The following is a 24,735-nucleotide window of genomic DNA, read 5'->3' on the forward strand; positions in this document are numbered from 1 at the left end:
CGTCATGAAGCGCCTGCGCCATTTCCTGTCCTCGATGGTCGGGCGGTTGTTCGTCATCCTGCTGTTGGGCATGAGCGTGGCTGCGATCGGCGCGACCATGCTGGCCACCTCCAAACGCCAGCAGGAGTTCGAGCGGCAGAACCTGAACCGCATCGCCGACCGCCTGCAGGGCTACGTCAACCTGCTCGATGGCAATCCCGAACTGCGCGAGCGACTGCTTGAGATCGGTGGGCCCAGCGTGCGTGCGCTGCAGCCCGGCGCGCGCCTGGGGCGGGCGGATACCGCACTGATGGAAGTCCTGGATGACCGGCCCGGCCCGGTGTCGCGCGCGCATGTGCACTTCACCTCGTTCCGTTCCTGCATTCCCAAGCTGCAGGATCTGCTGCCGCCACCGCCGCCGGGGCACCGACGGCATCCGCGTGAGCGTGATCCGGCCTTCATTCCGCCCAAGTGCCGCGCGGTCGATGTGACGCTCAATGACGGTACGCTGCTGAAGCTGGCGCTGGATTCGCCAGCAGTGGCCCACAACGGCATTCTGGCCGTGGACCCGTGGTTCCTGACCCTGCTGGTGCTGGCCATCGCGGTGCTGGCCTACATCGTTGCGCGCATGGCCAGTGCGCCGCTGCAGGAGCTGGCGGCGGCCGCGGAGGATCTCGGCGACGATCTGCAGCGCGATCCACTGCCGTTGCGCGGGCCGCGCGAGGTGCAGCGCGCCGCCGAGGCCTTCAATGCCATGCAGCACCGCCTGCAGCGGCACCTGGCCGAACGCACGCAGATGCTGGCGGCGATCACCCATGACCTGCAGACCCCGTTGACCCGCCTGCGCCTGCGCCTGGAGAACGTCAGCGACGAGGTGCTGCGCGAGCGCCTGATCGGCGATCTGGCGGCGATGCAGGCACTGGTGCGCGAAGGCCTGGAGCTGGCCCGCAGTGCCGAGAGCGCCGAGCAGCGCGCCGCGCTGGATCTGGATTCGCTGCTGGAAAGCATCGTGGAAGACGCCGCAGAGGGTGGTGCCGACGTGGTCTTCGAGGGCGGCACCGGTGCGGTGCTGATGTTGCGCCCGCTGGCCATGCACCGTCTGTTCTCCAACCTGGTGGATAACGCCGTGATGTATGCCCACCGCGTGCGCGTGCGGGTGGAGCGAAGCGGCGGCACGATCACGGCGATGGTGTCCGACGACGGCCCGGGCCTGGCGGAAGACCAGCTGGAGGCCGTGTTCGACCCGTTCGTGCGGGTGGAAACCTCGCGTTCGCGGGAAACCGGCGGCGCAGGGCTGGGCCTGACCATCGCGCGCGCCCTGGCCGAGAAGGATGGCGCGCGGCTGTGGCTGCGCAACCGTGCCGAGGGCGGTCTGGAGGCGGTGGTGCAGTGGCCGGCCAGTGCGCAGGTGGTGCCGCCTGGCCGGCCCGGCTGACCCCGCCGTCCGCACGCGATGACGCCGGGGCCAGGGTTTGGCCTATCATCTGCGCATCTCCCCAGTTTCTCCCCGATGAGTCAGCCCGTTCCTGACGGCACGCCGTTCCGCGTTGCCCGGTCGTTCCCGCTTGCTGTCATGCCCTGCAGCCGCTACCGGCCACTGCCGCCGAGCTGATGGGCAGGTCAGGGGACAACGGGTGCTGGGTGGAGCGCCGCGTTTCGAAGGCCAGGCAGGCACTGCAGCGCGGTCTGCTCTGGCTGTTGCTGGTGCTGGCGCTGCCGCTGGCCGCGCAGGAGGGCGCGCCGCCGCTGCGCGACTACGCCATCGACGTGTGGACCTCGCGCAATGGCCTGCCGCACAACTCGCTGCGCGATATCGCGCAGACTCCCGAGGGGCACCTGTGGTTTGCCACCTGGGAAGGCCTGGTCCGCTACAACGGCCTGGATTTCACCGTGTTCGACCGCAGCACCCGCCCGGGGCTGCGCGACAACGGCATCGGCGCACTGCTGGTCGATCGGCAGGGAGGGCTGTGGATCAGTGATTCGCGCGGTAACGTCAGCCATCGTGGCAACGACGGCCAGTGGCGGGTCTGGGAGCATCAGGCCGACACCCCGCAGGTGCTGATCCAGTCCATGCAGATGGACAGCCAGGGGCGCCTGTGGCTGCTGTACGAAGGCAAGGGCATCGGCTATCTCACGCCGGACAAGGGCATCGTCTACCAGGCGCCGGCGGCCGACCTGCCGATGGCGATGAGCTTCACCAAGCTGGTGGTCGATGCGCAGGACCGGGTCTGGGTTGGCACGCTTGACGGGCTGGTGCTGCGCGACAACGACGGCGTGCTCAAGCGCGCGCCCGCGGCGTGGGGCCTGGGGGCCGGCACCGGCCTGTCCTGGCCGTACCGGGCTCCTGATGGCGCGCTGTGGATCGTCGCTGGCGAGCGCCTGTACCGCGTGGAGGACGATCAGCTGGTGCTGGTGCACCGGCTGCCGGGACAGCTGCACATGACCTCGATGCTGCAGGACCGGCACGGCGACCTGTGGCTGGGAACCGAGAACCAGGGCCTGCTGCGGATCTCGGCACATGGCCTGGAACGATTGCCGGCCGGCCTGAACCTGCCGGGCGGGCGCGTGGTCAGCCTGCGCGAGGATGCCGAAGGCAGCATCTGGGTGGGGGCCAACGGTGGCCTGTACCGCCTGCGCGAAACACTGTTCAGCAGCTACACCGAGCGTGATGGCCTCAGTGGCGACTATGTGCGCACGGTGCTGGAGGACCGCGACCGCCAGTTGTGGGTCGGTAGTGCCAGTGGTCTCGACCTGCAGACACCCGATGGCCGCTTCCGCGCGGTTCCCCTGCACAACCGCGGCGGCAAGGCGCCATCGGTATTGAGTCTGGCGCAGGGGCCGGACGGCGACCTGTGGGTCGGTACGTTCGGCGACGGCGTTTACCGGCTGGACCGCGATGGCAGTCTCCGCCACAACTATGCGGCAGCCGACGGCATGCCGGGTGGCAACATCCGCGCGATCAGTGTCGATCCGCAGGGCAGGGTCTGGGCGGGTACGCAGAAGGGCGTGGTACGCATCGACGGCGACCGGGTGCAGGTGTCGACTGCCCCGGGCATGCCCGGTGGCCTCATCACCGCACTTGAGCACGACCACCAGGGCAACCTGTGGATCGGCACCATCGAGGGCATCCGCGTGCTGCGTGGCGACCACGTGCAGTCGATCGACCTGGCACCGATGGGCGGGGGCCGCAGTGTGTTCGGTTTCCACCAGCTGGGCGACGCGATGTGGATCAGCAGCGACCGCGGCCTGTACCGTTGGCTCGACGGAAAGCTGGCGCGCGTCGGCCTGGAGCAGGGCATGCCGGTGGATGCGGTGTTCCAGCTGGTGCCGGATCGTCTTGGTAACGTGTGGATCAGCAGCAACCGCGGCGTGCTGCGCACCGACATGGCGACCCTCAATGCCGTGGCAGATGGCCGCGCACCACGAGTGGTGGTGGAGCGCTACAACGAGATCGACGGCATGGCCAACGCGCAGGCCAACGGCAGCTCCGGGCCATCGGCCATCCTGCGCCAGGACGGCACCTTCTGGGTGGTCACCGCCGGAGGCCTGAGCACCGTCGACCCGCAACGCCTGCAGCGCTTCCGCGAGCGCCCATCACCGCCGGCAGCGATCGAGAGCGTGCAGGTGGATGGCGCACCCGTGCATTGGGAGGGCCCGGATCGCAACTACATTCCCGGCGGCCGACGTCTGGCGGTGAGCTATGTGGGCCTGAGTTACCTGATGTCGGACCGGATCCGCTATCGCACGCGGCTGGATGGCCTGGACACCGGCTGGGTCGAGCGCGGCCCGCAGCGCAGCGTCGAGTTCGTCGGCCTGCCTCCGGGTGACTACACCCTGCACGTGTCGGCGGCGCATCCAGGCGGGGCCTGGGGCCAGCAGGAAGCCGTGTGGAGCTTCACGGTGGAGCCGTTCTGGTGGCAACGCCGCAGCGTGCAGCTGCTGGGCGGGTTGTTGCTGCTGGCTGGGCTGGTGGTGCTGTACCGCCTGCTGCTGCAGCAGCTGAAGGCCAGCAACCTGCGCCTGGCACGGCGCGTGGACGAGGCAACCTTCGACCTGCAGGCCAAGACCGTGCACCTGCAGGCGCTGAACCAGGAAAAGACCGAGCTGGCCGAGCGCCTTGCACGGCAGGCCGAGGCCTTTGAGCGGCAGGCGCGCGAGGATGCGCTGACCGGGCTGGCCAATCGCCGTGCCTTCGACGAAACGCTGGCGCGCGACTTCGCCCGTTCACAGCGCAGCGGCCACCCGCTGTGCCTGGTGGTGCTGGACATCGACCACTTCAAGGACGTCAACGACCGCCACAGCCACAGCATCGGCGATGCGGTGCTGGTGCAGGTGGCCAGGCTGATCGCCGCGGCCTGCCGCGATTCGGACCTGCCCGCGCGTACCGGTGGCGAGGAGTTCGCGCTGCTGCTCAACGACACCCGCCTGGAAGAAGCCGCGCAGCTGTGCGCGCGCCTGCGCGGCCTGTTCCATGACCACCCCGACTGGGCCGGTGTAGCGGGCCTGCGCGTGACCTTCAGCGCAGGCCTTGTGGAACTGGATGCCGATGACCGCACCCCGGCGCTGCTGTACCAGCGCGCCGACCGCGCGCTGTACCGCGCCAAGAGCGACGGCCGCGATCGTACGAGTATTGGTTGATCGCATCCACGCATGGCGTGGATCTACTGGTGTTGTCGTACCAACCGGCGGTGCCGACCAACGGTCGGCACCCACCAGAGAAGTGCGGCTAAGCCCCCAGGGGCGGGTTCACGGCGTCCCCCGCGAACCCACCTTGTCCGGCCCGACCGCTGATTTGCTTCACGCCACGAGGGGCTCCGCCGTTGGCCGCTTCACCGCGGCCAGGCGTTGGCGATGGTGCAGAACAATCGTGCGGTCTGTTCGGTGTCATACACCGCGCTGTGTGCTTCGTTCGCATCCCAGCCCAACCCGGCGGCCGTGGCTGCACGCGCCAGCACCGTCTGCCCGTAGGCGATGCCGGCCAGGGTGACGGTGTCGAACACGCTGAACGGATGGAACGGATTGCGCTTGTGGCCGGTCCGGGCCACGGCGGCGTTGACGAAGCCCAGGTCGAAATGGGCGTTGTGGCCGACCAGGATCGCGCGCTGGCAGCCGTACTTCTTCATCGCCGCGCGTACCGGGGTGAAGATGTGGTCCAGTGCGGCCTTCTCTTCCTTGGCCAGCCGGAACGGGTGGTCGAGGATGATGCCGGTCACTTCCAGCGACTTCGGGTCGATCTCCAGGCCCTCGGCCGGCACCACATGGGCACTGGCGGTCTGGCCGGGGTAGAGCAGGCCGTTCTCGTCCATCTCGATCGGCACCGCGGCGATTTCCAGCAGGGCGTTGCGCTGGCTGTCGAAGCCGCCGGTTTCCACGTCCACCACCACCGGCAGGAAGCCGCGGAATCGTTGTGACATCGCGCGCTGCGCCTGGGGGATTGCGGAATCGGAGGCGGCGGCAGGTGCGGGAGTGGGGTCATTCATGCGTGAATTCTAGCAGAGCGGCCTCGAGCGCCCGGCCAGCCTGTGACGCACGGGCTCCCTGCGCAGGAGCGTGTCGACCAAGGTCGACACCTACCGGTGCACCGCGCGCCCAGGATTCCGGTAGGTGCCAACCTGGGTTGGCACGATGCGCGCCGACCAGGGTCGGCATCTACCGGACTGCTGGCCGCGCAGGCGTGCCCGATGGCTGCCACCGTGCCAACCACGCATCCACGCTCAGCCTACCGGCGCCGCTGAAAATCAACGGCAGCAGCATCGCCATGAACAGCACCGGCAGCTTGAAGTTGCCGAAGCCCTGGTCAGTGATCGCATAGCCCATCGCGAGGTCGCCCAGCGAGTCCCATTGCATCGGCCAGTGCACGGCGTAGGTGGCCACCACGGTCAATACCAGCAGGCTGGCGGCGGCGAAACGCGTACCGAAACCCAGCAGCAGGCAGGCCGCGCCGACCAGTTCGAACCAGGTCGCCAGCTGCCAGTTCAGCGTGCTCGGCAGCTGATCGAACGGGAACGGAAAGGCATCCTGCAGGTCGGCGAACCAGTTCTGGCCGTGCAGTTTCTCGCGGCCGGATTCGAAGTACTCCCAGGCCAGCAGCAGGCGCAGGCCGAGCGGGGCCAACCAGGGGGCGAGACGGTCCAGCTGGCCACGCGCGGTGGCCAGGTTCGGAAGGTTCATCAGGGGGTCTCCGCGAATGAGGTGTGTCAGGGAGGGGCTGTGAGCGGGCCGATCACGCCGGCCTGCAGGAACTGCCGCAGCAGCGCGGCGCCGGGTCCGGCCAGCGCATCCTCGGACAGCCCGTGTCCACTGGCCAGCTGCTGCAGGTAGGTTTGTCCTTCCAGCCCAGGCTGTTCGCCGATGCTGGACAGCAGGAACACCGCCAGAGGGCTGAGCGTGGCGAATCGCACCTCGCCGTCGGCATCGCGGCGCACCAGAAGGCCAGTCGGCTCGGCCGGCGGCTCGGTCGGTGCGTCCTCGGCACCGAGCCGGTGCACCGGCCACTGGTACAGCAGCGGCCATGCCAACGGCGAGCGCTGCAGCGGCACCCGCAGCGGGTCGGTGTCGTCCTGCGCCGGCAGCGGTTCGGCATCCAGCTGGTACAGCGCGGTTTCCACCCACTCGTAGTGGGCCAGTTCGGCCAACGCCGGATGCGGCAGCTGTGGCTGCGCCTGCAGCCACTGCACGAATTCGGCGGCCAGTTCGGTGAACAGCGGTGTCTGGCAGCGATGGGTCGCGAAGTAATGGCGCACCAGTCCGCTCCAGGCCGGTTCGCCGAGCAGGCGCACGCAGACCGGGAAGCCGTTGCTCAACAGGCCGAGCAGGTTGTTGAAAAGCAGTCGTTGGTATACCGCGACCCGGCGTGATTCCAGCCCGGCCGGTGGCGGCACGCCCTGTGGATCACGCAGATGGGCAGTGAATGCGTGCTGCTGCGCGCGCAGCGTGTCGGGAGCATCAGCCATGTGCGCCCCCGGCGTGCGTCGCCTGCAGGCGACGGATGGTCTGCAGCTCGCCCTGCAGTTCGGCGTAGGGCGGGAAGTTGAAATCGCGCTCAAGCAGGGTGGGGCGCGGGCCGATGCGCGCATAGGTGCGTGCCAGCAGCGCCCAGACCGGGTCGATCACCGCACTGCCATGGGTATCGATCTTCAGGTCCGGTGCCTCGTCCAGGTGCCCGGCCACGTGCAGGCAGACGATGCGATCTGCGGGCAGCCCGGCAATGAAGGTGTCGGCGTCGTAGCCGTGGTTGCAGGCGTTGACGTAGACGTTGTTGACGTCCAGCAGCAGGTCGCAGTCGGCCTCGGCGAGCACGGCGTTGGTGAAGGCCAGCTCGTCCATCGCCGGCTCCGGCGCCAAGTAGTAGGACACGTTCTCCACTGCGATGCGGCGACCCAGCAGGTCCTGCACACGGGCGATGCGTGCGGCGGTATGGCGCACCGCTTCGTCGGTAAATGGAATCGGCAGCAGGTCGTACAGGTGGCCGTCGTCGCTGCAGTAGCTCAGGTGCTCGCTGTACAGCGGCACGCGGTGCTTTTCCAGGAACTGGCCGACCTGTTCCAGCAGCCGGGTATCCAGCGGCGCACTGCCGCCCAGCGACAGGGACAGGCCGTGGCAGCTCAGCGGATGGCGCTGTGCCAGCTCGGTCAGTGCATCCCCGGCAGGACCACCGACATGGATCCAGTTCTCCGGTGCGCATTCGAGGAAATCGAAGTCGCCCGCCGGTGCATCACGCAGCTCCTGCAGCAGCGCCCTGCGCAGCCCCAACCCGGCGGCCGCCGCACGAAGCGGCGACCGCGGGCTGACGACGCTGGCGCGGACGTCAGTGCTTGCCACCGCACTTGCCTTCGCCACACTTGCCTTCGGCCGCCTTCTTGTCGCCGGACGTGGCCTTGGCGCCTGCCGCAGCGCCGGCAGCCTTGCCCTTGTCGGCGCCGCACTTGCCTTCGGCGGTCTTGCCGTCGGCGCCACACTTGCCTTCGGCATGCTTGGTCGCGTCAGCGGCCATCTTGGTGTCGGCGGCCTTGGCGTCGGTACTGGCCTTGGCTGCCTGCCCGGCAACCAGGTAGCCCTGGGCGAGGTCGCTCATGCTCAGGGCCGAGGCACTGGCGGTCATGCCCAGGCCGGCGGCCAGGGCGGTAGCAGTCAGCAGGGACAGGGTCTTGTTGGAACTGCTCATCGGTCGTGCTCCTGGGTGGTGTGGGCGGGTGCCCGGATGGCCGGCAGGGATGCCGGTGGAAACGATGGTGCAGCGATCCTACTCAACGAATCCTCGCCAAGAACTCAAATTTTCGTGAGGTTTGTTACAGAAGCATCCGGAAGGTTCGCACCGGGCAAGCCCGGCGCCCACAACGCGGGTGGAACGCCCCAAAAAAGAAGGCCGCTGTCACCAGGACAGCGGCCACCTTGGAGTCAACTCCGGTGTTGCAGTGCAGCGTCAGGGCTGGCCGGTGCTGGAGGTCTCGTCGCGCTTCTCGCGCGGCGGCAGCGGCTGCTCCCCATGCACCAGGAACCATACGTTCTCGGCGATGTTGGTGGCGTGGTCGCCCACGCGCTCCAGGTTCTTGGCCATGAACAGCAGGTGCGTGCACGGGGTGATGTTCCGCGGGTCTTCCATCATGTAGGTCAGCAGCTCGCGGAACAGCGCGGTGTACTGCGCGTCCAGGCGAGCGTCGTCCTCGCGCAGTTCCAGTGCGGCGTCGGCGTCGTTGTCGCGGTAGGCGGCAATGGCACGACGGACCTGCTGCGCGGCCAGGCGGCCCAGCGCACGCAGGCCCTGGATCTGCGGCAGCGGCGGCACCTTGCCCAGCGCGATCGAACGCTTGGCGACGTTGGCCGCGTAGTCGCCGATACGCTCGATGTCGGCCGGGATGCGCAGGCCGGCGAGGATCTCGCGCAGGTCGCGCGCCATCGGGCCGCGCAGGGCCAGGCGCATCACGTCATGGCTGATCTGCTGCTCCAGCGCATCAATGGCTTCGTCGTTGGCGATGATGCGATGGGCGGCGTTCTCGTCGCGCTTCTCGATCACGTCCATCGACGCTTCGAGCTGGGCGACGGCCATCTCGCCCATGCGCACGATTTCGGCCACCAGGCGCTGCTGCTCTTCGTCGTAGCTCTTGACGATGTGATCGTTGGGAAGGTTCATGGTCTGCAATCCGGGTAGAGCCAGGCCGTGCCTGGCTGGGGCATGTGGCGAAGGATCAGCGTCGATCAGCCGAAGCGACCGGTGATGTAGTCCTCGGTCTGCCGCTGCGACGGCTGCGAGAAGATCACTTCGGTGCGGTCGTGCTCGATCAGGTCGCCCAGGTACATGAAGGCGGTGTAGTCGGAAACGCGCGCGGCCTGCTGCATGTTGTGGGTGACGATGACGATGGTGTACTCGTGCTTGAGCTCTTCCACCAGCTGCTCGATGCGGCTGGTCGAGATCGGATCCAGCGCCGAGGTCGGCTCGTCCAGCAGCAGCACCGACGGGCGCAGCGCCACGGCACGGGCGATGCACAGGCGCTGCTGCTGGCCACCGGACAGGCCCAGCGCGCTCTGCCCCAGCTTGTCCTTCACTTCGTCCCACAGTGCGCCCTGGCGCAGTGCCTGCTCGACGCGGTCGGCCATGTCGGCCTTGCTCAGTTTCTCGTGGTGGCGGATGCCGTAGGCCACGTTCTCGAAGATGGTCATCGGGAACGGCACCGGCTTCTGGAACACCATGCCGACCTTGCTGCGCAGGCGGTTCATCGGGTACTTCGGCGACAGGATGTTCTCGCCGTCCAGCAGCACTTCACCGCGCGCTTCCAGCTTCGGGTACAGCGCGTAGATGCGGTTGAAGATGCGCAGCAGGGTCGACTTGCCGCAACCGGAGGGACCGATCAGCGCGGTCACGCGCTTTTCCGGAATCTCCAGGTTGATGCCCTTCAGGGCGTGGAACTTGTCGTAGTAGAAGTCCAGTCCACGCGCAGCCAGCTTCACCGGCGACGGCGTGTGCAGGCTCTCGTGCGAGGACGGCACGGCGATGCGCTGCATCGGCACGGCGTTGGAAAGGTCGTTCATGGCGTTGTCCACGGAAAGGTCAGTCATGGGAGATACGGTTGCGCAGCAGGATGCCGCGGGCGGCAAGGCTGACCAGCAACACGAAGACAGTCAGCACCAGGGCACCGGCCCAGGCCAGCACCTGCCAGGATTCATACGGGCTGCCGGCGAACTGGTTCATCACCACCGGCACCGAGGCCATCGGCTGGAAGATGTTGTTGTTCCAGTACTGGTTGCCGAAAGCGGTGAACAGCAGCGGAGCGGTCTCGCCGGAGATGCGGGCCAGCGCCAGCAGGATGCCGGTGATGATGCCGGCCGACGCGCTGCGGTACAGCACCTGCACGATCACCTTCCACTGCGGGATGCCCAGCGACAGGGCCGCTTCGCGCATCTGCGAGGGCACCAGCCGCAGCATCTCGTCGGTGGTGCGCACCACCACCGGCAGCACGATGAAGGCCAGCGACAGGGCACCGGCGAACGCCGAGAAGTTGCCGCCGGTCTGCATCACGTACAGGGTGTAGACGAACAGGCCCAGCACGATCGACGGTGCCGACAGCAGGATGTCATTGACGAAGCGGACCACGGTGCCGGCCTTGCGGGCGTTGCCGTACTCGGCCAGCCAGGTACCGGCCAGCACGCCCAGCGGCGTGCCGATGCCGATCGCCAGCGCACACATCACGGCACTGCCGAAGAAGGCGTTGGCGAGGCCACCGTCCTGCATCGGCGGCGGCGTCATCTTGGTGAACAGGTCCCAGTTGATGCCGGCCAGGCCTTTCGAGGCCAGGGTGAACAGGATCCAGCCCAGGAAGAACAGGCCGAACAGCGCGGTGGCGCAGGAGGCGGTGATCGCAACGACGTTGCCGATGCGGCGGCGCAGGTACAACGAATCAGCGGTGGTGGACATCAGTTGCCCTCCTTGCGGGACAGGCGCATCAGCATCAGGCGGGCGATGGCCAGCACCACGAAGGTGACGATGAAGAGGACGAAGCCGAGCAGCAGCAGGGCCGAACGGTAGGTTTCAGTGGCTTCGCCGAAATCGTTGGCGATCAGCGCGGCGATGGTGGTGCCCGGCTCCAGCAGCGACGGCGACAGGCGCACGCTGTTGCCGATCACGAAGGCCACCGCCATCGTCTCGCCCAGGGCGCGGCCGAGGCCGAGGAAGATGCCGCCGATCACTGCCGAGCGGGTGTAGGGCAGGACGATGTCCCAGCTCACTTCCCACTTGGTGGAGCCCAGCGCGTACGCCGACTCCTTCAGGCGGGTCGGCACGGTCAGGAACACTTCGCGCATCACCGAGGAGATGAACGGAATGACCATGATGGCCAGCACGAAACCGGCGGTGAGCATGCCGATGCCCAGCGGCGGGCCCTGGAACATCGGGCCGATGATCGGCCATTCGCCCAGGGTCTCGTTGAGGAACGGGGTGACGTACTCGGTCATCACCGGCACCAGCACGAACAGGCCCCACATGCCGTAGATGATCGAGGGAATGCCGGCCAGCAGTTCGATGGCGGTACCGACCGGGCCACGCAGCCAGCGCGGCGCGACTTCGGTGAGGAAGAAGGCGATACCGAAGCTGACCGGCACGGCGATGACCATCGCGATGACGGCGGTGACCAGGGTGCCGTAGATCGGGGCGAGCGCACCGAACTTGTTTTCGACCGGATTCCAGTCGGCGGAGAAGAAGAAGCTCAGGCCCTGCATCTGCAGGGCATGGCGGCCGCCCCACAGCATCGACAGCGCGGCGCAGGCCAGGGCGATCAGGACGAAGATGACGGTGCCGACCAGCACCCATCGGAACAGTTTGTCGTTGCGGGCATCACGCGCATCACGCGTGGACGGGGCGGCTACAGGCTGGGCGATGGCATTCATGGGGACGGCAGGGCCAGGAAGGGGCGGGGCGGCACGGCGTGGAAGAAACGGTGCCCGCGTGGGGCGGGCACCGTCGTGTCCATCACTTCAGGTCGGTCGCCCAGTAGGCCTCGATCTGCTTGACCAGTTCGGCCGGCAGCGGCACGTAGTGCAGCTCGTTGGCCTGCGCCTGGCCGTTTTCGAAGGCCCACTTGAAGAAGGCCAGGGTGTCTTGGTTGCGCTTGGCGTCCTTCGGCTTCTTCTGCATCAGCATGAAGTTGGTGGCGGTGATCGGCCACGCCTGCTCGCCCGGAGCGTTGGTGATGACCAGGTTGAAGTCCTTGGCGCTGGCCCAGTCGGCGCTGGCGGCCGCGGCGGCGAAGGTTTCCGCGCTCGGCTCGACCCAGTTGCCGGCCGCGTTCTGCATGGCGGTGTACGGCATGCCGTTCTGCAGCGCGTAAGCCAGTTCGACGTAGCCGATCGAGCCCTTGATCTGCTTCACGTAGGAAGCGACGCCTTCATTGCCCTTGCCACCGACGCCGTCCGGCCACTGCACCGAGGTGCCTTCGCCGACCTTGCTCTTCCACTCCGGGCTGACCTTGGACAGGTAGTTGGAGAAGTTGAAGGTGGTGCCCGAACCGTCCGAACGGTGGACCAGGGTGATCTTGCCGTCCGGCAGCTTCACGCCCGGGTTGGCGGCGACGATGGCCGGGTCGTTCCAGGTCTTGACCTTGCCCAGGAAGATGTCGGCCAGCAGGGCGCCGCTCAGGCGCAGCTTGCCGGCTTCCAGGCCTTCGATGTTGACCACCGGCACCACGCCGCCGATGGCGGACGGGAACTGCGCCAGGCCGGCCTGGGCCAGCTCTTCGCTGCTCAGCGGCTTGTCGGAGGAACCGAAGTCGACGGTGCCGGCCTTGATCTGGGCAATACCGCCGCCGGAGCCGATCGACTGGTAGTTGATCTTGGCGCCGGTGCTGGTGTTGTAGTCAGCCGACCACTTGGAGACCAGCGGGAAGATGAAGGACGCGCCCGCGCCGGACACTTCGGCGGTCACCTTGGCACCGGCAGCGGCCGGGGCGGCGGCGCCGTCGGCAGCCGGCTGCTGCGCGGCCTGCTTGTCGCCACCGCAGGCCGACAGGCCCAGGGCGATGGCCAGGGAAAGGGCGGCGAGGCCGGCCGAGTGCAGTTTCATGGTCACTCCATAGCGGGGAAGAGCCGACGTGGTCGGCGGATGCGGCTATGAAATGATGTTTTTGTTACAGCCGTATTACGACCATGACAGGGGTGTCCTGGATCACGTTCTGACAAGGGTTTCACAGGATTGGCGCCGAGCCGGCAGGTGCCCGGAAACCCGCGATCTGCGCACCGATATGACGGTCGGTTGGCCCTTGTAGAGTTGAGCCATGCTCGACTGCTCCCTGTTCTCGGTAGGTGCGGACCGTTGGTCCGCACGCTCCAGCACCCAGCCGAGCGTGGGCTCGTCTCTACAGACGCTCCTGCCTTTGCTCCTGCCTTCCATGACCCCACCGCGCCCCCGATGAACTGTCGAGAGGCGGTGGGCCAGGGCGTGCAGGACCGTCCACGGCATGGATGCCGTGGACGAGCCCCCAAGGGTGAGGGCGGTTTGCCCGCGAGGCACTGCCTCGCAAGCGCCCGAACGCACAGCCGCCAGCGGCTGGGCCGGACCGCGGAGCGGGGTTTACGGCGTGTCCTGCACGCCCTGGCCCACCGACTCCCCCATGGATCAGCGCAGGCGCAACGCTCTTCACGACCAATCCCCCAAAAACAAGAAGAGCGCGAGATCTCGAGGATCTCGCGCCCGGGTGGGAGCGGCGGGGGAGAGAGGACCCGCCGCCCCCGTTCCTGCGGGGGAACGCGCTTGCTTACTTCAGGTTCTGCGACCAGTAGGTCTCGATCTGGCGGACCAGGCTGTCCGGCAGCGGCACGTAGTCCAGCTGGCGGGCCTGGGCGTCGCCATTCTTGTAGACCCAGCGGAAGAACTCCTGGGTCGCCTTGCCATTGGCAGCATTCTTCGGCGTCTTCTGCACCAGGATGAAGTTGGTGGCGGTGATCGGCCAGGACTCGGCGCCCGGCGCGTTGGTCATCACCAGGTAGAAGTCGCGGGCGTTGGCCCAGTCGGCGCTGGCGGCAGCGGCTGCGAACGAGGTGTCGCTCGGCTGCACGAACTTGCCGGCGGCATTCTTCATCGCGGTGTAGGAGAGCTTGTTCTGCAGCGCGTAGGACAGTTCGACATAGCCGATGCCGCCCTTGATCTGCTTCACATAGGCGGCAACACCTTCGTTGCCCTTGCCGCCGATGCCGGCGGGCCACTGCACCGAGGTGCCTTCACCGACCGAGCTCTTCCACTCCGGGCTGACCTTGGACAGGTAATTGACGAAGTTGAAGGTGGTGCCCGAGCCGTCCGAACGATGCACGACGGTGACCTTGGCGTTGGGCAGGGTCACGCCCGGGTTCAGCGCGGCGATGGCCGGGTCGTTCCAGGTCTTGATCTTGCCCAGGAAGATGTTGGCCAGCACCGCGCCGTCCAGCTTCAGCGCGCCCGGCGCGATGCCGGCCACGTTGACCACCGGCACCACGCCGCCGATCACCGACGGGAACTGCGCCAGGCCCGCAGCAGCCAGGTCTTCCGGCTTCAGCGGCGCGTCGGAGGAGCCGAAATCAACGGTCTTGGCCTTGATCTGGGCAATGCCGCCGCCGGAACCGATGGACTGGTAGTTGACCTTGTTGCCGGTCGCGGTGCTGTAGTCGGCCGACCACTTGGACATGACCGGGTAGATGAACGATGCGCCCGCGCCGGTGATATCGGCGGCGTTGGCGGCGAACACGGACGATGCGGCCAGGATGGCGACAGCGGCGCGCGACTTGAAGGCGTGGATCACGGGGAGACTCCTGGGGTGGTGGTCGAAGGGCGGTTGCCCGACGTTTCGGTGCACATTCCATAACGGTTGCGTGACACCCCCGCGTCTGTCATATGACGCGGGCGTGACACGCGTCATGAGCGATGTCACGTCCGCTGCGCCGGCAGGGCAGCGCGGCTATCGATGCAACGACGAAGGCACGGCCGGGGCCGTGCCTTCGCGGGTCAACGCAGGGGGCTGGACTTACCAGAAGAACTGCGCGCGGGCTTCCAGGATGTTGGGATCATCGTTGACGAAACCGCGCGCCGTGGAGCTGTACTTCTTGCTGTCGACCATCACGTAGTTGAGCATCAGCTTGAAGTTGGAACGCAGGTACCAGTTGGCGCCCACGGTCCAGATGTCCATCTTGCCACCCAGCACGCCATCGACGATCGGCGGGCGACCGGCAACCGGGTTGGCGGCGAGGTTGCCGTCATTGAGGTCCATGTGGTCGTAGCGCACGCCCAGCTGCCACTGGCCGCCGGCCGGGTTGTTCGGCAGGCCGGTGCCCGGGGTGCCGCCCTTGTAGCTCCAGGTCTCGCCGGTGACGTTCCACACGCCGCTGATGTAATAGCCGTCGCTGGTGTAGTTGTCGTGGTCGTAGCGCTTGGCCTTGCTGGTGTAGTACTCGGCCTGGGCCTTGAACGGGCCCTGGAAGTACATCGCTTCGGCACCGATGGTGCTGACGCGGTCGGTGTCGGTCAGGTTGCCACTGTCGACCAGGCGGGCCGTGGCGAGGTCGGCATTCGGACGTGCACGCACGCGCAGGGTGTCGGCGTCGGTGTCGTAGTTGACGTAGCTCAGGCCGAAGTGCAGGACCTGGCCCTTTTCATTGATCGGGGCCCAGGTGCCACGCGCGCCGTAGCCGCTGCCGTGGGCCAGGTTGCGGGTCAGCTCGCGGCCGAAGGCGCTGGCAGTCACCGACCAGTTGTCCTGGCCGTAGCTGTACGCGCCGCCCAGGCGGCGGGCGATGGCATAGGTGTTGGTGACCGCTGCCTTGGAAATGAAATCGTTGTTCTTGGTGCTGGACAGTTCTTCCAGGCTGTTGGGCTGCTTGAACTGGCCCAGCTGCAGGAAGTGGTTGGCGTTGCCCAGCAGCTTGTACTTCACGTTGGTGTCGAGGAACTTGTCGGCCTTGGCGTCATAGCCGACCACCCACTCCACGTTGCCCGGGCCCTTGCCCTTCAGCACCAGCTCGGCGCGACGCAGTTCGAATTCGCTGTTCTTGCCGTTGCCGGCGTCGCCACCGTTGAGGTCGACCACATCGTTGTGGAACCAGTTGCCGTCGGCCTGGACCAGGCCTTCGAAGGTGATTTCCGAACCGCCGATCACGTCGATGGCGACTTCGGCGTGTGCAGCCGGCACATACAGCGCAGCAGCCACGGCCACCGTCAGGAGTTGGTGATGCAGTTTCATGGAGAGGAGCCTTGCAGGCAGGTGGGAAGATGCGCGCAGGCTAGAAGGTAAAGATTGCGTAAATGTGACAGTTCACGCGCGGCAGACATCCACCGCAGGCCCCGTCACGGCAGGGCCTGCCATTGAAACCGCTTGCGTATGACGCCCGGATTGCGCCTTGGTTGCAGTCGATCCACGCCCTGCATGGATGCGGCCGTCACTCGGCCGTGGTCTTTTCCTTGAACCGGCACAGATCGGCGATCACGCACCCCGGGCAATCCGGCTTGCGCGCCTTGCACACATAACGACCGTGCAGGATCAGCCAGTGATGCGCGTCGAGCAGGAACTCGGCGGGAATCACCTTCACCAGCTTGTCTTCCACGTCGCGCACATTCTTTCCCGGGGCCAGGCCGGTACGGTTGGAGACGCGGAAGATATGGGTGTCCACCGCCATCACCGGCTCGCCGAACGCGGTGTTGAGCACCACGTTGGCGGTCTTGCGGCCCACGCCCGGCAGCGCTTCCAGCGCATCGCGATCGCGCGGCACTTCACCACCATGCTTTTCCAGCAGGATCGCGCAGGTGGCGATCACGTTCTTGGCCTTGGCGTTGAACAGGCCGATGGTGGCGATGTACTGCTTCAGTCCTTCTTCGCCAAGCGCGAGGATCTTCGCCGGCGTGTTGGCGACTGGGAATAAACGGCGCGTGGCCTTGTTGACGCCGACGTCGGTGGCCTGCGCCGACAGCGCGACCGCCACCAGCAGCTCGAACGGCGAGCTGTACTCCAGTTCGGTCTTGGGGTGCGGATTGAGTTCACGCAGGCGGGTGAACATTTCCACCACGTCGGCGCGCGGCATCGTGCCGCCACGCAGCGCCGGGGCGCGTGGGGTCTTCTTCGTGGTGGCCATTACTGCTCCTTGCCGCTGGCGCGGGCCTTGGCCCGGGCGAGGATGGCGGCCGCCGCAGCGGGCAGGGCGGGCTTCACGTCCGGCGCCGGGGCCGGCGTGCGCCGCGCGTCGCGTTCGGCTTCCCGGCGGGCCAGTCGCACCGCACGGGCGCGGTAGCGTTCGCGTGCCGCCCAGGCGGCCTGAAGCTGCTGCTGGGCCTGCTGCAACCGCTGCGGGAGTTCCGGGTGGCCGGGCAGCAACTGCGCGTCGTCGGCGCGGGCGACATAGTCCATCAGACCGGCCTGCAGGGCGCCATCGAGATCGTCTGCCTGGACCCGGGCGAACAGCTGCGCGGGGTTGGGTCGGGATGCCATGGCGTCAGCGGCTCTGGAAGGCCGGCGGACGGCGCTGCAGGAAGGCGCTGGTTCCCTCGCGCATGTCCTCGGTGGCGAACAGCAGGCCGAACTGTGCGCTTTCGTATTCCAGCCCGGCTTCCAGGCTGCATTCGCCGCCCACGTGCACCGCATCGAGCAGGCCGCGCAGGGCCAGCGGCGCCGAGCGTGCCAGCTGCCGGGCGATGTCCTGCACGCGGTTGTCCAGCGCGTCGGCCGGTACCACCTCGTTGACGATCCCCAGTTCCAGCGCACGTGCGGCATTGATCGGTGCACCCAGCAGGCATAGCTCCAGGGTGGCGGCGCGGCCGCACAGGCGCAGCAGGCGCTGGCTGCCGCCGAAGCCGGGAATCAGCCCGAGATTGATTTCCGGTTGGCCGACTTTGGCGGTATCGGCGGCAATGCGCAGGTGGCAGGCCATGGCCAGTTCCAGGCCGCCGCCCAGGGCAAAACCGTTGACGCGGGCGATGACCGGTTTGGGCATGCGCTCGATCTGGCGCATCAGGGCCTGGCCCAGCAGCGAGAAATCACGTCCCTGAACCGCGCTGAGTGTGTTCATCTCGGCGATGTCAGCGCCAGCCACGAACGCCTTCGGGCCGGCACCGGTCAGCACCACCACGCGGATCTCCGGGTCTGCGGCGGCGGCGCTGAAGGCCTCGGCCAGGGCCTGCAGGGTCGCGGCGTTCAGGGCGTTGAGCTTGTCCGGGCGCTGGACGGTCACGGTGCGGATGGCGCCGTCGTCGGTGACAGCGATCAGGGCATCGGCCACGGGGAAACTCCTGGAACGTTAAAAAAAAGTGATATTGAACTCCGCGAACGCAGACGGGTCATAGCCTGCATCGTGAGTAGCGGTTACACGTTGCGCCCGTTATCCTAACCCGTCGCCTCAGGGCGGCGCAGAACGTCCCTGAGTTACCACCCCTGGAGAACTGTTTGATGAAGTTGCGTTCTATCGCGGTCGCCGTCGCGGCCCTGGCCCTGACGGGCAATGCCTTCGCCCAGGACGTCTCGTCCGAAAAGGGCAAGCTGAGCTACTACTTCGGTTACGACTACGGCAACAACCTGGCGGAGCTGACCGGTCGTGGTGAGCAGCTGGACATCAACTCGGTGGTGAAGGGCCTGCAGGATGCCTACGCCAAGAAGCAGCCGGCGATCACCGCCGAGCAGCTGAAGCCGGCCGTTGAAGCGTTCCAGAAGCGCGAGCAGGGCCGTGCCCAGGCTGCCAAGGCCGAGTACGAGAAGGCTGCTGCCGAAAACAAGACCAAGAGCGATCAGTTCATCGCGGCGAACAAGGCCAAGGCCGGCGTGCAGTCGCTGCCGAGCGGCGTCCAGTACCGCGTGATCGAAGCTGGCAAGGGTGCCAAGCCGACCCAGGCCAGCACCGTGCAGCTGGAAGTGGCCGGTCCGTTCCCGTACGGCCAGCGCCCGACCGAAGCCCGCCCGGCCCAGCAGATCCCGTCGATCAAGGTCAGCGAAGTCGAAATGAAGGCCATGCGCGAGACCCTGCTGCAGATGCCGGCCGGCTCGAAGTGGGAAGTCACCCTGCCGCCGGACCAGGCCTACGGTGCGGACCCGCGCACTCCGTTCCCGCCGAACGTGGCTGTGCAGTTCGAGATCAAGCTGGTCAGCGTCAAGTAAATCGAAGCAGTAAACCAAACGCGCCGGTGATTCCACCGGCGCGTTTTTGTTTGCGCAGTGCCTGACGGTAGAGTCGACTGTCAGTCGACTGCTCTTGGGTCACATCGGGGAAACGCCCGCGCTGCGCGCGCAAGTCGACTGACAGTCGACTCTACCGTCCGACCGGCCCACCCGCGCAAATTCAGCCCGTTCGCGCTACTGTTGCCGGGTGCAAACAATGGAAGAAACGGCGCGTGTTGTCGCAAGTCCCTGCATCGGCGTGTGCACGCTGGATCCGCACCGGCAGTGCACCGGCTGCGGGCGTCATATCGATGAAATCGCACGGTGGTCGTCGATGAGCAACGACGAACGCAGTCGCATCCTGCATCGCGTGCAGCCTCTGCGGGCCCAGCTCCAGCAATCACTGCGCGGCTCGCTGGCCGACCACGAACGTTTGATGCGCGCGCTGCATCCGTTGGCCGATCCGCCGGCCGGCGATGGCTGGAACCGCAGCGAACTGATCGATCTGCTGCCGCCCGGGCCTCCGGTGGAAGCGGCCGTGCTCGCGGGAATCGTGCCGCGCGCCAGTGGCGCGCAGGTGATCCTCACCCGTCGCACCGAAACCCTGCGCACGCACGGTGGCCAGGTCGGATTCCCCGGCGGCCGCACCGAGCCCGACGACCGCGACGCCCTGGCGGCAGCATTGCGCGAGAGCCAGGAAGAAATCGCCTTGGCTCCGGGCCAGGTGCAGGCGCTGGGCTATCTCGATCCCTTCGTGACGATCACCGGCTATCGGGTCACCCCGGTAGTGGCGGTGGTCGATCCGGACTTCGTGCCGGTGCCGCAGCCCAGCGAAGTGGCCGAGGTGTTCGAGGTGCCGCTGGACTACCTGATGGCGGCGGACAACCTGCGCCAGGTCGAAATCAACCATCGCGGCCGCATCCGTCACGTCCTTGAGTACAGCTGGCCCGGCCAGCGCATCTGGGGCGCCACCGCGGCCATTCTCTACAACCTGCGTCGCCGCCTGGAGCAAGTGCAATGAACCCGATCGATCCGCCGTGGACCACCCTGGTCGATGTCGCCACCCTGGCTGCCGCGTTGGGCGAGGGCATCCGCGTGGTCGACGCACGCGCCACCGCCAGCACCGCGGTGCGCGTGGTTGATGCGCGTTCCTCGCTGGCCGATCCGCAGGCGGGTAGCGGCCAGTACCTGGCAGGTCATATCCCGGGAGCGGTGTATGCCAATCTGAATCGTGACCTGTCCGATCTGTCGCGCGTCGGCCATGGTCGCCATCCGCTGCCGGACAGCGATGCCTTCGCCGCGAAGCTCGGCCAGTGGGGTATCGGTCCTGACACGCAGGTGGTGGTCTACGACGGCAGCGACGGCAGCATGGCCGCCTCGCGCCTGTGGTGGCTGCTGCGCCTGATCGGGCACAGCAAGGTGGCCGTGCTCGATGGTGGTATCGCCGCGTGGCAGGCCGCAGGGCAACCTTTGGCGACGGGGCCGGACGAGGTGACCACGCTGCCGGCTTACCCGGGCCGTTTCGACACCACCCGGATCGCCAATGCCGAGGAGATCAGCGCACGCCTGAAGCACGCGCCGGGCTGGCTGGTCGACGCACGCGCGGGCGAACGCTTCCGCGGCGAAGTCGAGCCGCTGGACCCGGTCGCCGGCCACGTACCCGGCGCGGTCAACCGTCCGTTTGCGTTGAACGTCGCCGACGGCCGGCTGCGCGATGCACAGGAACTGCGCGTCGAACTGCAGGGTGTGATCGGCAACCGTGATCCGCAGCAGGTGGTGCTGATGTGCGGCTCCGGGGTGACCGCCTGCCACCTGCTGCTGGCGATGGAAAGCGCAGGCCTGAGCGGCGCACGCATCTACGCCGACTCCTGGAGCGGTTGGGTGAGCGACAGCAGCCGCCCGGTGGCGACCGGCACCTGAGAAGCGCGGGGTCGGATCCGTTTTCCAACGGAAAACGGCTCTGACCCCGTGCCGACCAAGGTCGGCACCCACCAACAGCGGCAGAAATCTGTCGAAGGCGGGGTGGGTCCGGTTGCGGGGGTGTCCGCGGCATGGACGCCGCGGCCAAGCCCCCATGGACGGGTTTACGGCGTCCCCCGCAACCGGACCCACCCCGCCATCCCCCGGAATGCCAGCTCTTGACGTTGACGTTGACGTTGCTTCTGCGGGTGCAGGGCGCAGCCCTGCCGCTTACCCAACCGGCTGCAGCGGCACCTTCGCCAGCACCCGCGCCCACGGGAACAACGGCCCCGGATCACGCTTGCGCGCCACCATCAGCGTCGGATCATCGCTGGCCGGCACCTGCTCCCGATCCAGCTGGTCATGCCCGGCAATCCGCTGCAGCGACGGATAGCGTGCCACCAGCGCCAACAGCAGCTGCTCCAGCGCTTCCAGCTGCGCCTCGGTGTAGGCCTCGTCCATCGCCTGGTGACGGCTGTCGAACCAGTGCGGGTAGCGCCCGGTATTGACCAGTTCGATACCCAGCGTATGCGCGTTCATGCCGCGCACGTGGTGGGCCACCCGTTCCGGTGCCACGTACTGCACCACGCTGCCATCGCGGTCGATGTAGAAATGCCCGCTGTTGCCGGCACCACTGTCGTACAGCACACGCTCGCCGTACTCGCGGGCCATCGCCAGGTCGGGCAGCTCGGTGCAGTGGATCACCACCATCTCCAGCGTGGCCGGGTCGCGCAGTGGCAGGCGGTCTTCGTAGGGCAGGGGCTGCAGCTGCAGGCCGGGCAGGAGCGGGTTGGGCATCCGGCGATGCTAGCATTGCGGCATGAACCTGCCTTCTCTTTCCTGGTTGGCCCGCGCCCACGGAGCGCGCGCATGAGCCGCGGCCACTGCATCCTGTCCCACGGCTTCGAGAGCGGCCCGGAGGCGACCAAGGTCACCGCGCTGGCCGACGTGGCGCAGCGCCTGGGCTGGACCCATGAGCGCCCGGACTACACCGACCTGGACGCGATGAGCGAGGTCAGCCGGGTGGGCGACGTGCCGACCCGCCTGCGCCGCCTGGTTGAACGCACCGCCATCGCCGCCCGGCAGGGCCCGGTGGTGCTGGCCGGCTCCAGCCTGGGCGCCTACATCTCCGCCATCGCCTCGCTGCAGGTGCCGGTGGCCGGCCTGTTCCTGATGGTGCCGCCCACCACCATGGGCCCGATGCCGGTGCTGGATGCCGCCGCCGTGCCGACCACTGTGGTGCAGGCCTGGCATGACGATGTGGTCCCGGCCGCCGGGGTGATCGCCTGGGCGCAGGCGCGTTCGGCGCAGCTGCTGCTGGTCGACGACGGCCACCGCCTGGAACGCCACGTGGAGGCCTCCGCGCAGGCCTTCGAGCGCCTGTTGCGGCAACTGTGAAGCCCGGGCGCACGGCGCGCCCGCCCGCATTGACTACAATGGCAGCCCCGCCGCCCCTGGCGCGGGCCTGCCGGCCGTGCCTACGGCCCTCCTTTCCGACCGGCCCGGCCCCTGTGCCGCGCCCGACCACCTGCGAACCGATCCCGTGAAATTCTTCGTCTCCTGCGCCAAGGGCCTGGAATACCTGCTTGCCGATGAACTGTCGGCCCTGGGCCTTGGCAAGGCCACTGCCACCATTGCCGGCGTCAACGCCGAGGGCGAACTGGAGCAGGCGCTGCGGATCGTGATGTGGTCGCGCCTGGCCAGCCGCGTGCTGTGGCCGATCGACGAGTTCGAGTGCCCGGACGAGCAGGCCCTGTATGACGGCGTGCGTGCGCTGCCGTGGCACGAGCACATCAAGCCGGAGATGACCCTGGCGGTGGACGCACACGTGTCCGGCGACAAGATCACCCATGCCCGCTTCGCCGCGCAGCGGATCAAGGACGCCATCGTCGACCGCATGCGCGATGAAGGCCTGGAGCGCCCTTCGGTCAACACCGATCTGCCCGATGTGCGCGTCAACCTGTCGCTGCGCAAGGGCCGCGCTTCGTTGTCGATCGACCTCGGCGGTGGCCCGCTGCATCGCCGTGGCTGGCGTGGCGCCGCCCACGAGGCACCGCTGAAGGAGAACCTGGCCGCCGCGCTGCTGCTGCGCGCGCAGTGGCCGCGCCTGCACGCCGCCGGTGGCGGCCTGCTGGACCCGATGTGCGGCAGCGGCACGCTGCTGATCGAAGGCGCGCTGATGGCCGCCGACGTCGCCCCGGGCCTGATGCGCCACGGCAGCCTGCCGCCGAGCCGTTGGCTGGGCTTCGACAAGGCGGCCTGGAAGACCCTCCAGAGCGAAGCACGCGATCGCGAGGCCGCTGGCCTGGCCGCGCTGAAGCCGGTCATCCACGGCAGCGACATCGATCCGACCGCGATCCAGGCGGCACGCGAGAATGCCGAGGTCGCGGGCGTCGCCCACGCGATCCGTTTCACCCGTGCCGACGTTGCCGACCTGGCCGCGCCGGAGCAGGAGATCGGTGCGGTGGTCTGCAACCCGCCCTACGACGAGCGCCTGGCTGCGGATCCGGCGCTGTACCGCGCATTGGGCAATGCCCTGCAGAAGGCGGTGCCGCAGTGGCGCGCCAGCCTGCTGTGCGGCAACGACGAGCTGGCCTTCGCCACCGGCCTGCGCGCGGGCAAGAAGTACCAGATGTTCAACGGTGCGCTGGAATGTGCGCTGATCGTCTGCGACCCGATCGCCGTGCCGGGCCGTGATCCGGCACAGCCGCGCGAGCTGAGCGAAGGCGCGCAGATGGTGGCCAACCGCCTGCGCAAGAACCTGAAGAAGTTCAAGAGCTGGCGTGCCCGCGAAGACATCACCTGCTTCCGCGCCTATGACGCCGACCTGCCGGAGTACGCGGCCGCCATCGACGTGTACGAGGAAGACGGCGGCAAGCGCCGTACCTTCCTGCACGTGCAGGAATACGCCGCACCGGCCGCCATTCCCGAGAACGACGTGCGCCGCCGCCGCAACGAGCTGCTGGCTGCCGCGCGCGAAGTGTTCGGCGTGCCGCCGGAACAGGTCTCGATGAAGTCGCGCGAGCGCGGCAAGGGCGGCAGCAAGTACGGCCGCTTCGAGCAGCGAGATGAATTCATCGTGGTGCGCGAGAACAACGCACTGCTGCAGGTGAACCTGTTCGACTACCTCGATACCGGCCTGTTCCTCGACCATCGCCCGCTGCGCCGGATGATGGCCGAGCAGGTGCGTGGCAAGCGTTTCCTCAACCTGTTCTGCTACACCGGCGTGGCCAGCGTGCAGGCCGCCGTGGCTGGTGCCGCCAGCACCACCAGCGTCGACCTGTCGGCCACTTACCTGCAGTGGTGCTACGACAACCTGGCGTTGAACGGGCAGGGCGGCAACCAGCACCTTCTGGTGCAGGCCGATGCGATGGCCTGGCTGGAAGGTGACCGTGGCCAGTACGACGTGATCTTCTGTGACCCGCCGACCTTCTCCAACTCCGCACGCGCCGATGACTTCGACGTGCAGCGCGAACAGCTGAAGCTGCTGCGTGCGGCGGTGGCGCGGCTGGCCCCGGGGGGCGTGCTGTACTTCTCGAACAACTTCCGCCGCTTCAAGCTGGAAGAAAACGCCATTGCCGAATTTGCCCAGTGCCGCGAGATCACCGCGCGCACCATCGGCCCGGACTTCGAACGCAACGCGCGCATCCATCGCGCGTGGGAGCTGAAGCGGTTGGGGTAACACGACGCCCGGGGTCGGATCCCCTGCGCG

Annotated in this window: 23 protein-coding genes; 7 read left to right on the forward strand and 16 right to left on the reverse strand. The window is 67.6% G+C overall.

Annotation, left to right across the window (positions count from 1 at the left end):
- Positions 1-4 precede the first annotated feature (4 nt).
- Together AC5P5X_RS13410 and AC5P5X_RS13415 are read left to right on the forward strand one after the other, a co-directional pair.
- Positions 5-1,414: an ATP-binding protein gene (locus AC5P5X_RS13410; RefSeq protein WP_005408780.1), complete on the forward strand. Its 1,410-nt coding sequence runs from the start codon at positions 5-7 to the stop codon at positions 1,412-1,414.
- 176 nt (positions 1,415-1,590) lie between these two features.
- A complete protein-coding gene (locus AC5P5X_RS13415; protein WP_076739123.1) occupies positions 1,591-4,617 on the forward strand; it encodes a ligand-binding sensor domain-containing diguanylate cyclase in 3,027 nt (1,008 codons plus the stop codon).
- A 191-nt stretch (positions 4,618-4,808) separates the two neighbouring features.
- On the opposite strand, the gene rnt is transcribed toward AC5P5X_RS13415, so the two are convergent.
- The 15 genes from rnt to AC5P5X_RS13490 form a co-directional block, all read right to left on the reverse strand.
- On the reverse strand, positions 4,809-5,459 hold the full coding sequence (gene rnt / locus AC5P5X_RS13420; RefSeq protein WP_032965690.1) for a ribonuclease T: 651 nt from the start codon (positions 5,457-5,459) through the stop codon (positions 4,809-4,811).
- 169 nt (positions 5,460-5,628) lie between these two features.
- Complete coding sequence (locus AC5P5X_RS13425; protein ID WP_065183351.1) at positions 5,629-6,150, reverse strand: HvfX family Cu-binding RiPP maturation protein; 522 nt, start codon at positions 6,148-6,150, stop codon at positions 5,629-5,631.
- 26 nt (positions 6,151-6,176) lie between these two features.
- Positions 6,177-6,932, reverse strand: a complete 756-nt coding sequence (locus AC5P5X_RS13430) for an HvfC family RiPP maturation protein (RefSeq protein WP_065183352.1) — start codon at positions 6,930-6,932, stop codon at positions 6,177-6,179.
- Positions 6,925-7,800, reverse strand: coding sequence for an HvfB family MNIO-type RiPP peptide maturase (locus AC5P5X_RS13435; RefSeq protein WP_111117838.1), 876 nt, complete (start codon positions 7,798-7,800; stop codon positions 6,925-6,927). Before AC5P5X_RS13435 ends, AC5P5X_RS13430 begins: the two co-directional genes overlap by 8 nt.
- Positions 7,787-8,143 (reverse strand): HvfA family oxazolone/thioamide-modified RiPP metallophore, encoded by a 357-nt coding sequence (locus AC5P5X_RS13440; protein WP_005408786.1) that lies wholly within the window; start codon positions 8,141-8,143, stop codon positions 7,787-7,789. Before AC5P5X_RS13440 ends, AC5P5X_RS13435 begins: the two co-directional genes overlap by 14 nt.
- 258 nt (positions 8,144-8,401) lie before the next feature.
- Positions 8,402-9,109: a phosphate signaling complex protein PhoU gene (gene phoU, locus AC5P5X_RS13445; RefSeq protein WP_005408787.1), complete on the reverse strand. Its 708-nt coding sequence runs from the start codon at positions 9,107-9,109 to the stop codon at positions 8,402-8,404.
- A gap of 65 nt (positions 9,110-9,174) precedes the next feature.
- Positions 9,175-10,005, reverse strand: a complete 831-nt coding sequence (gene pstB / locus AC5P5X_RS13450; RefSeq protein ID WP_005408788.1) for a phosphate ABC transporter ATP-binding protein PstB — start codon at positions 10,003-10,005, stop codon at positions 9,175-9,177.
- Positions 10,006-10,024: 19 nt separating this feature from the next.
- Entirely contained in the window at positions 10,025-10,888 is an 864-nt protein-coding gene (gene pstA / locus AC5P5X_RS13455) for a phosphate ABC transporter permease PstA (protein WP_005408789.1), read from the reverse strand.
- Entirely contained in the window at positions 10,888-11,856 is a 969-nt protein-coding gene (pstC, locus tag AC5P5X_RS13460) for a phosphate ABC transporter permease subunit PstC (protein ID WP_005412771.1), read from the reverse strand. The genes pstA and pstC overlap by 1 nt, the downstream gene beginning before the upstream one ends.
- 82 nt (positions 11,857-11,938) lie before the next feature.
- On the reverse strand, positions 11,939-13,027 hold the full coding sequence (pstS, locus tag AC5P5X_RS13465; RefSeq protein WP_005408791.1) for a phosphate ABC transporter substrate-binding protein PstS: 1,089 nt from the start codon (positions 13,025-13,027) through the stop codon (positions 11,939-11,941).
- Positions 13,028-13,718: 691 nt separating this feature from the next.
- Complete coding sequence (gene pstS, locus AC5P5X_RS13470; protein ID WP_005408792.1) at positions 13,719-14,735, reverse strand: phosphate ABC transporter substrate-binding protein PstS; 1,017 nt, start codon at positions 14,733-14,735, stop codon at positions 13,719-13,721.
- A gap of 222 nt (positions 14,736-14,957) precedes the next feature.
- Positions 14,958-16,169: an OprO/OprP family phosphate-selective porin gene (locus AC5P5X_RS13475; protein WP_005408793.1), complete on the reverse strand. Its 1,212-nt coding sequence runs from the start codon at positions 16,167-16,169 to the stop codon at positions 14,958-14,960.
- 196 nt (positions 16,170-16,365) lie between these two features.
- Positions 16,366-17,055 carry an endonuclease III gene (gene nth, locus AC5P5X_RS13480; RefSeq protein WP_111117692.1) on the reverse strand — a complete coding sequence of 230 codons (690 nt, stop codon included), beginning with the start codon at positions 17,053-17,055 and terminating at the stop codon, positions 16,366-16,368.
- Positions 17,055-17,408: a hypothetical protein gene (locus tag AC5P5X_RS13485; RefSeq protein WP_005408795.1), complete on the reverse strand. Its 354-nt coding sequence runs from the start codon at positions 17,406-17,408 to the stop codon at positions 17,055-17,057. Before AC5P5X_RS13485 ends, nth begins: the two co-directional genes overlap by 1 nt.
- Positions 17,409-17,412: 4 nt before the next feature.
- Complete coding sequence (locus AC5P5X_RS13490; protein WP_111117691.1) at positions 17,413-18,195, reverse strand: enoyl-CoA hydratase/isomerase family protein; 783 nt, start codon at positions 18,193-18,195, stop codon at positions 17,413-17,415.
- A gap of 167 nt (positions 18,196-18,362) precedes the next feature.
- Between AC5P5X_RS13490 and AC5P5X_RS13495 the strand changes: the two genes are divergently transcribed.
- The 3 genes from AC5P5X_RS13495 (at position 18,363) to AC5P5X_RS13505 (ending at position 20,984) form a co-directional block, all read left to right on the forward strand.
- Positions 18,363-19,064 carry an FKBP-type peptidyl-prolyl cis-trans isomerase gene (locus AC5P5X_RS13495; protein ID WP_005408797.1) on the forward strand — a complete coding sequence of 234 codons (702 nt, stop codon included), beginning with the start codon at positions 18,363-18,365 and terminating at the stop codon, positions 19,062-19,064.
- A 217-nt stretch (positions 19,065-19,281) separates the two neighbouring features.
- Positions 19,282-20,085 (forward strand): CoA pyrophosphatase, encoded by an 804-nt coding sequence (locus tag AC5P5X_RS13500; protein WP_024957875.1) that lies wholly within the window; start codon positions 19,282-19,284, stop codon positions 20,083-20,085.
- A complete protein-coding gene (locus AC5P5X_RS13505; RefSeq protein ID WP_111189409.1) occupies positions 20,082-20,984 on the forward strand; it encodes a sulfurtransferase in 903 nt (300 codons plus the stop codon). The genes AC5P5X_RS13500 and AC5P5X_RS13505 overlap by 4 nt, the downstream gene beginning before the upstream one ends.
- 270 nt (positions 20,985-21,254) lie before the next feature.
- Here AC5P5X_RS13505 and AC5P5X_RS13510 read toward each other — a convergent pair whose 3' ends face one another.
- Positions 21,255-21,821 (reverse strand): N-acetylmuramoyl-L-alanine amidase, encoded by a 567-nt coding sequence (locus tag AC5P5X_RS13510; protein ID WP_005412776.1) that lies wholly within the window; start codon positions 21,819-21,821, stop codon positions 21,255-21,257.
- 72 nt (positions 21,822-21,893) lie between these two features.
- Between AC5P5X_RS13510 and AC5P5X_RS13515 the strand changes: the two genes are divergently transcribed.
- Both AC5P5X_RS13515 and rlmKL read left to right on the forward strand, forming a co-directional pair.
- Entirely contained in the window at positions 21,894-22,421 is a 528-nt protein-coding gene (locus tag AC5P5X_RS13515) for an alpha/beta hydrolase (RefSeq protein WP_099527142.1), read from the forward strand.
- Positions 22,422-22,566: 145 nt separating this feature from the next.
- The gene (rlmKL, locus tag AC5P5X_RS13520) at positions 22,567-24,705 is read left to right on the forward strand and encodes a bifunctional 23S rRNA (guanine(2069)-N(7))-methyltransferase RlmK/23S rRNA (guanine(2445)-N(2))-methyltransferase RlmL (protein WP_111118090.1); all 2,139 of its coding nucleotides are present in this window, start codon (positions 22,567-22,569) and stop codon (positions 24,703-24,705) included.
- Positions 24,706-24,735 lie beyond the last annotated feature (30 nt).

It is taken from the genome of Stenotrophomonas sp. YJH_SMC_91, from assembly GCF_059368495.1.

Coding starts and splice junctions, on each gene's coding strand:
- AC5P5X_RS13410 (WP_005408780.1), top strand. CDS start 5: ATGAAGCGCCTGCGCCATTTCCTGTCCTCGATGGTCGGGCGGTTGTTC.
- AC5P5X_RS13415 (WP_076739123.1), top strand. CDS start 1,591: ATGGGCAGGTCAGGGGACAACGGGTGCTGGGTGGAGCGCCGCGTTTCG.
- rnt (WP_032965690.1), bottom strand. CDS start 5,459: ATGAATGACCCCACTCCCGCACCTGCCGCCGCCTCCGATTCCGCAATC.
- AC5P5X_RS13425 (WP_065183351.1), bottom strand. CDS start 6,150: ATGAACCTTCCGAACCTGGCCACCGCGCGTGGCCAGCTGGACCGTCTC.
- AC5P5X_RS13430 (WP_065183352.1), bottom strand. CDS start 6,932: ATGGCTGATGCTCCCGACACGCTGCGCGCGCAGCAGCACGCATTCACT.
- AC5P5X_RS13440 (WP_005408786.1), bottom strand. CDS start 8,143: ATGAGCAGTTCCAACAAGACCCTGTCCCTGCTGACTGCTACCGCCCTG.
- phoU (WP_005408787.1), bottom strand. CDS start 9,109: ATGAACCTTCCCAACGATCACATCGTCAAGAGCTACGACGAAGAGCAG.
- pstB (WP_005408788.1), bottom strand. CDS start 10,005: ATGAACGACCTTTCCAACGCCGTGCCGATGCAGCGCATCGCCGTGCCG.
- pstA (WP_005408789.1), bottom strand. CDS start 10,888: ATGTCCACCACCGCTGATTCGTTGTACCTGCGCCGCCGCATCGGCAAC.
- pstC (WP_005412771.1), bottom strand. CDS start 11,856: ATGAATGCCATCGCCCAGCCTGTAGCCGCCCCGTCCACGCGTGATGCG.
- pstS (WP_005408791.1), bottom strand. CDS start 13,027: ATGAAACTGCACTCGGCCGGCCTCGCCGCCCTTTCCCTGGCCATCGCC.
- AC5P5X_RS13475 (WP_005408793.1), bottom strand. CDS start 16,169: ATGAAACTGCATCACCAACTCCTGACGGTGGCCGTGGCTGCTGCGCTG.
- nth (WP_111117692.1), bottom strand. CDS start 17,055: ATGGCCACCACGAAGAAGACCCCACGCGCCCCGGCGCTGCGTGGCGGC.
- AC5P5X_RS13485 (WP_005408795.1), bottom strand. CDS start 17,408: ATGGCATCCCGACCCAACCCCGCGCAGCTGTTCGCCCGGGTCCAGGCA.
- AC5P5X_RS13495 (WP_005408797.1), top strand. CDS start 18,363: ATGAAGTTGCGTTCTATCGCGGTCGCCGTCGCGGCCCTGGCCCTGACG.
- AC5P5X_RS13500 (WP_024957875.1), top strand. CDS start 19,282: ATGGAAGAAACGGCGCGTGTTGTCGCAAGTCCCTGCATCGGCGTGTGC.
- AC5P5X_RS13505 (WP_111189409.1), top strand. CDS start 20,082: ATGAACCCGATCGATCCGCCGTGGACCACCCTGGTCGATGTCGCCACC.
- AC5P5X_RS13510 (WP_005412776.1), bottom strand. CDS start 21,821: ATGCCCAACCCGCTCCTGCCCGGCCTGCAGCTGCAGCCCCTGCCCTAC.
- AC5P5X_RS13515 (WP_099527142.1), top strand. CDS start 21,894: ATGAGCCGCGGCCACTGCATCCTGTCCCACGGCTTCGAGAGCGGCCCG.